Raw genomic sequence first — 6,830 nt, forward strand, 5'->3', positions numbered from 1 at the left:
CCGGCCCGCCGAAATCCTGCCTCAAGCCGAAAAACAACCCGCAGCATCAAGCCGGCATACATCAGTCGGTCTCATACAGCGGCGCGACGACCGTATAAGGCGCATTCGGGACTACGATTGTCGTCTTGCGGCTCGTCACATCTTCCACATTGGCCGTATCGCCGATCCAGCGGACGAATCGGCCGCGCTGCGGCGGATAGGCGATGATCTCCACGGTCTCGCCGGGCTCGTACGTGCCGCCGCCCGCGCCGCTCACCACATCCAGCACCGGCTTGCCGTCCGTCCGGAACGGCGGTGCCGGAAGGCCCGCGCGGTTGTACAAATTGCCGATCGGCGAGTCGGCCCAGTTGTAGCGGACGACTGCGGGAGCCTCGACCTGATCGGACCAGACGACCACTTCATCGCCGTCAATCTCCGCCTCGGCCCAGTGGAACTTGCCGTCTTCCCCGGCCACCGCGAACCCGAGCAGCTCGCCATCCGGTGCCGGTTTCACCGGTTCGAGCCCTTCCTTCAGCCCGGCCATCAGCCCCGATTCGGCATGCCGGAACTTGAGGCGGACGCGGTTTCCTTCGACGGTCATCGATTCGAAGATCGGTCCGGAAGGCACGACATCCCGCCCGTAGACCGTGCCGAGCGCGCAGCTTGCCGCCCGACGTCCGACATCCTGCTTGTTCGTCGGGTGGATATCGCCGGGGTTGCCGATATCCGTCGTCACCACGAGACAGGCGCGCGGATCGCCCTGCACCGCCTTGAGCTGCGCTTCGCGCACGATGGCGAACCACGAGCGGTCGTTCACGGGCATGCTGACGCTCTGCAGGGAGCCGTAGGATGACAGTTGGATGATGACGAACGGCAGCCCAGGATCCCGGAACGTCCTCCGCCAGTCATCGATCCACAGCTTCAGCGTCCGGTGGTAGGACGCTTCGCCGCCGTTGCTCTCGCCCTGATACCAGAGCACGCCCTTCAGCCGGTACGGCGCCACGGGCGCGATCATGCCGTTGTACAGCGCCGTCGGCGACGTGAAGGCGTCGATCGCCTCGACGCCGATGCGAACCGCTTCCGCTTCCGCCTTGAGCTGCGGAACCTGCCGCACCGCCTCCAGGCTCATCCACGTCTCGATCTTCGTGCCCCCGACGGCAGCGAATATGATGCCGACCGGCACGCCGGTCTCCCGCGTGACCTCGCGGGCGAAGAACCAGGCCACCGCCGACAGGTTCGGCGCCGTCAACGGAGACACCGGCTGCCAGGTCTGGCGGAGATCGGCTCCCGACAGCGGCACCGCGCTTGTCCGCGCGTCATATTTGACATAGCGGACCAGCGGTTCATTCGCCCGCTGGATCTCGTCCGCCGCGTTGATGGCTTGCGACAGCCGCCATTCCATGTTCGATTGGCCGGACGCCAGCCAGACGTCGCCGAACAGGACATCGTTCAATTCGATTTTGCCCGAACGCGAGGATACCGTTATCGTATGCGGTCCTCCCGCCGGATGAACCCCCAGCGAAGCGCGCCATCTCCCCGAAGCGTCGGCCGTGGCCGACGTCGTCTGTCCGTCGAGCGCAACCGTCACCCGATCGCCCGGAGCAGCCCAGCCCCAGATGAATGCTTCCTCATCCCGCTGAAGCACCATATGATCGCTGAAAACCGGGTGAACAAGCGGCTTGCCCTCATGTTCGGATCTCGCCGCATACGAGACGATCGCCTCCGCTTCTGCCTCCTCGCCCGATCCGATGCCGCGCGCGGCCACTTTCAGTTCATAACTGCCGATCCGCGGAGGCAGCCAGATGACGCGGTGGGCATCTCCGTAGTCATTGATCGGCTGCCAATTGCCATTCCTTTCCCTGGCGTAGAAGCGGTATTCCGCAGCGTTGTCGGCAAGCGCGACCAGCGTTACGGGCACATCGGCCGGACCCGAATCCGCCCCGTCCTCCAGGATCAGCTCGACCGACCGGACGGGACCGCCGGCGCCGCCGATGAATTCCGCGTAATCGACCGCGATCCAGCCCCAGTCGCTGGCGATCTCCAGCGTGTTCGTTCCTTCCTTCAGTTCAAATTGGCCGATGACCGCATCGTTCCAATCCCGCGAATCCTTGAACGTGTATTGGAAAGGCGCGGCTCCGTTCAGCCTCAGTGTGTTCGGCTTGTCCCCGCCATACGTCTTGTACCGGACGACGATCATATACGTGCCCGCTTTATCCAGATCCAGCTCAAAACGGAGGACGTCGCCCGATGCGTCGAACCCTTCGACGAACCAACCGCCGGATGCGTTCCCATCCATGCCGGTCGTCAAACCGTTCAGACCGGCCGATTCCGCTTCGATGAGGAGCGATGAACCCGACCGCCCCTCCGTCCGATCCTCCGCATGATCGGTACGGACCTGCCGCGGCTCCGGCGCATCGTCCAGCCGGCTTGTTTCCCAGATGATAATCGCACCAAAAACGCCGACGAACAGCAGCACCGCCGCCGCAAGCGTGGCAATCGTTCCGCGATCGTTCATGATCATCGCCCCGTAATCTCAGGATCTGAGCTCCTTCACTTCATCAAGTGTAAGAACGTACTCATGATTCAACACATGCCGAATATGGTCTTCGCTGTTCTGAATGCCGTCGTTTATGAAATCGCCGTTCCAGGTGCAGAACCAGCTCCAGTGCGTTTCGGTCTTGACCAGCAGATCGGGATCCGGAATGGGGCCGTTCTCCGTCATGGCCGCCAGCTTCCTGTCCTGCACGAGCTGCACCAGATTCTCGTAGCGGTGGCTGATCGGACTGTAATCGCCCGGTTTCGGATACGAATCGATGCTGACGATGTCGACGACATCGTCCCCCGGATACCAGGCGGGATCTTCCGAATTCCATATCCAGATCAGATTGTTCAGGCCGTGGACATTCGTCAGCCTGTCATAGAGCAGACGGTACAATTGCTTCGCCGGCTCGGGACCTTTCGCGCCCCACCAGAACCATCCGCCCTCCGCCTCGTGGAGCGGACGCCACAGAATCGGAATGCGCAGGTCCTGCAACTGCTTGAGCGGAACGGCAATGGCGTCGATGTCGCGCAGCAGCAGCCGGTAGTTCTCCGACTCCGGATCCGCGAGCGCCTGTTCAACATCGAACGTCGACGCTTCCGCATAGAACCCCCGGTACCACGGCTGATCCGGCGTATTGAGGAGGCCCGTCGGCGCATTCCAGTGCCAGGCGAGCGTCACAATGCCTCCGCGGTTGTGCCACATCAGAATATCCGACACTTCGTCGGGCTTCGTGCCGTACTCCGCCATCGACGGCGAATATTCCATCAGATCGAAACCCGTGATGGCCGGTTCCTTGCCATATTTGTGGAGCAGCTTCAGCGAATCCAACAGCGTCTGCTGACCGGACAGAATGTGCTTGCCGTATTGATCGGCCAGGAAGTTGAACAATTCCACCGTCTCCGGAGTCGCGTCCGGATTGACCAATCGGCGTTCGACCCGGTGTTCCGGACGCTTTCGGGCTTTGCGGATTTTGATGTAATCCATATTGTACCATCCCCAGTTGCGGGAGATAAGCACTTCATTTCGCCCGGTCCGGAGCAGCCACTTGCCCGCATACGCCTCCGTGAATGTCCCGGAAGCGGCCAGCCGGATCTCGGCCGCCTGGCGATCGTCCAGCGACAGCATTGTATACTTGTCGCCGCCCGGACTGCTGTAACCGACCCACATATCATAAAGCCCGTCTTCCGGCGCTTCGACGAACACCGTCAGCGAATCTTCATCGTCATCAAATCCGGTTACATAACCGTCACCCGAGTAGCCGGACAATTCCGCAGCAGCATGAACTCCGTTCAGCACACCGGCTTCGGCTTCGAACAGCAGCGGCCGCATCTCCTTCTCCGGCTGCGGCTCCTTCAGGAGCAAAAATGCCGCGGCGGCGGCCGTAACCGCCGCGGCTGCAGCCCCCGTCCACAGAACCTGCCTGGCCTTGCTCATCCCTTGCCCCCCGCCGCATCGCGCAAGCGCACCACCAGGCTGAAATGGTCTCCGGGCGGCACCTGGAATGCAAGCCCCGCGTGCATCAACCGGTCGCCGCCGAATGTACCGAAACCTTCCACCGCATAGTCCCGCTGCGGATCGAGCCCTTTCAGGCGGAGACGCTTCTTCGGCATATGGGGTTCGGCGAGCACTTTGAAGTAAAACAGCAGCGCTTCGGAACGATCTTCCGTTACGAACATCCAGGCAGTCTCGTTCCCCTCAAACGGACTGAGCAGCCGGTACAGCTCACCCTGCTGGACGATCGGCCGGATCGATTTGTAGAGCGCGACCTGCCGTTTGACCTCTTCCTTCTCCTCGTCCGTAAACTTCGTCAGATCGAGCTCGTATCCGAAATTGCCCGACATCGCCACATCGCCGCGCATCTTGAGCGGCGTCACTCTCCCGACCTGATGGTTCGGAACGGCGGAGACATGCGCGCCGATGGCGCTCGCGGGATAGACGAGACTTGTGCCGTATTGAATCTTCAGTCGCTCCACCGCGTCCGTGTTGTCGCTGGTCCAGGTTTGCGGCATGTAATACAGCATCCCCGGGTCAAAACGCCCGCCGCCGCTCGAGCAGCTCTCGAACAGAATATGCGGGAACTCGCCCGTCAGCCGCTCCATCAGTTCGTACACGCCGAGCATATGGCGGTGCGCAATCTCTCCCTGGCGCTCCGGAGGCGCCGCCGCGGAGCCGATTTCGGTCAGGCTGCGGTTCATGTCCCATTTGACATAGGCGACCGGCACGGATCGGAAAATGGCGCTGAGCATTCCGTAGATGTGCTCCCGCACGTCCGGACGGGACATGTCCAGCACAAGCTGCGTCCGGGCGAGCGTCCGTCTGCGGCCTTCGACATGCAGACACCAGTCCGGATGTGCCCGGTACAGGTCGCTGTCCGGGGAAACCATCTCCGGTTCCACCCAGATCCCGAATTTCAGGCCGAGCCGGTTGATCCGTTCCGCCAGACCTTCCAGACCGTCCGGCAGCTTGTCCCGGTTCACGACCCAGTCCCCGAGCGAAGTCGTGTCATCGTTGCGCTTGCCGAACCAGCCGTCGTCAAGGACGAACAGCTCGATGCCGAGTTCGGCGCCGGCTTTTGCGATGGATACGAGCTTGTCGGCAGTGAATTGAAAATACGTCGCTTCCCAATTGTTGACGAGAATCGGCCGCACCTGATCCCGGTAGACCCCGCGGCACAGCCGGGTCCGGTACAGCTTGTGGTAGGTGCGCGACATGCCGCCGAGACCATTGTCGGAATAGACCATTACCGTTTCGGGCGTCTGGAACGACTCGCCCGGCATCAGCAGCCAGCAGAAATCGAACGGATTGATGCCGACCTGAACGCGGACTTTCCGCATCGAATCGACTTCCGCTTGTGCGAGGAAATTGCCGCTGTAAACGAAGCTGAATCCGTACACCTCGCCGCGATCCTCATCCGCCCCGGGCTCCGCCAGCGCAAGAAACGGATTCAATTGATGGCCGCTCATCCCGCGCCGGCTCTCGATCCTCGTGCCGCCGGGTCCGATCGGCCGCCGCTGCAGATGCGCTTCCCGCCCCCAGGCGCCCGCGAGATAGACCGCTTCGTAATCCGGGATGTCCATATCGACGCTCATGCTGAGCGCGCGCAGCAGTTTCAGCCGCCCGCTCCCGCTGTTGATCAGCCGGGCGGAACGGGCAATCGCATTCGAATCCTTGAACACCGTGTACAAGAGCGCGACCCGAAGGCCGGAATACGCGTCCGCCAGTGTGATCTCCAGCGTCTCCGCCTCGTCATCGGCCTCTGCATAGGTTGCGGGCAGTCCTTCGAGCCTCGGCTTGCCCGGAATGATTCGATAGCCTTGATACACCAGTTCCGTAATACGCGACCCGTCTTCGAGCTCCACCTGATAGGCCGGCGAGCGGAAGTCGCCGCTGCCGTACTGCGGATATTCCTGCGGCATCTGGTCCAGATTCCGATGCTTCGGCAGCCCCGGCATGTCCTGCAGATTGCCGTCCGCGCGCAGCTTCTTCCCCCAGTACAGGTGAACCGGATATCCGTCCACAACCTGCATCACATAACTGACATCTTTGCCTTGCAGGTGAAAAAGGCCAGCTCTTTCATCGATATGTATCGCCATATCCGCCGCTCCTTTTGAACAAAATTTTCTTAATTTTTTTGTAACATATTGGAACATGCGGCAGGCATGGAATAACGTATTGTCTGCATGGATAAATGTCGGAAGTGAGAATGCGGTGCTTCTCGGACTAGTGATGCTCTTTCCGCCGCTTTTTGACCACATCCCTTTCGCTCAGCAACTGCCTGTCCACACACCGCTTTTTTTACCATATCCCCTTCGCTCAGCAGCCGAACTCCGCCTGGATGCTTTTCATCCATATCCCGTTCGCTCATGCGGCGATGCAGCGGAATTCATTGTTCCCTGATTTGACCGAATACAAGACGCGTCCCGGAAAATCGTTCAAAAATATCCAACCATCCATTGAAACGAGAACATATGTTTGGTATAATGGGATCAGTTACAATTGTCAGGGGGCTGAGCGGGAATGTTCGCGAATGAGCCGGCACTTGGATTTCTCGATTACCCGGAACAGAAATGCGCCGATCTCCTGATGCAAGCGCGCTGGCCCGGCGGTTTCCGGTGCCCGGGCTGCGGCAGCGCGGCACATTATCGCATATCCGGACGTCGGCTCCCGCTGTTCGCCTGCGCGTCTTGCCGCCGTCAATGCTCGCTCATTTCCGGCACCGTCATGGAGAGAAGCCGCGTCCCCCTGCGAAAATGGTTCACCGCCATCGCGCTCATCTCTTCCCGGCCGATAAGCGCCGCCGCGCTTGCCG

The 6,830-nt window shown here is 61.1% G+C and carries 4 protein-coding genes; 1 reads left to right on the plus strand and 3 read right to left on the minus strand.

The genetic code is table 11. From position 1 onward, the window contains the following. Positions 1–61: 61 nt before the first annotated feature. The 3 genes from C6W55_RS17870 to C6W55_RS17880 are packed head-to-tail and all read right to left on the minus strand — an operon-like array spanning position 62 to position 6,114. Positions 62–2,494 carry a sialate O-acetylesterase gene (locus C6W55_RS17870; RefSeq protein ID WP_286894183.1) on the minus strand — a complete coding sequence of 811 codons (2,433 nt, stop codon included), beginning with the start codon at positions 2,492–2,494 and terminating at the stop codon, positions 62–64. An 18-nt stretch (positions 2,495–2,512) separates the two neighbouring features. Continuing rightward, positions 2,513–3,955: a glycosyl hydrolase gene (locus C6W55_RS17875; protein ID WP_286894185.1), complete on the minus strand. Its 1,443-nt coding sequence runs from the start codon at positions 3,953–3,955 to the stop codon at positions 2,513–2,515. Continuing rightward, entirely contained in the window at positions 3,952–6,114 is a 2,163-nt protein-coding gene (locus C6W55_RS17880) for an alpha-galactosidase (protein WP_286894187.1), read from the minus strand. Before C6W55_RS17880 ends, C6W55_RS17875 begins: the two co-directional genes overlap by 4 nt. A gap of 424 nt (positions 6,115–6,538) precedes the next feature. Between C6W55_RS17880 and C6W55_RS17885 the strand changes: the two genes are divergently transcribed. Further along, positions 6,539–6,830: transposase (locus C6W55_RS17885; protein WP_286894189.1), on the plus strand; the 292-nt coding region annotated here is incomplete at its 3' end.

Origin of the sequence: Thermobacillus sp. (assembly GCF_003390775.1) — a bacterium.
Classification (GTDB): domain Bacteria; phylum Bacillota; class Bacilli; order Paenibacillales; family Paenibacillaceae; genus Thermobacillus; species Thermobacillus xylanilyticus.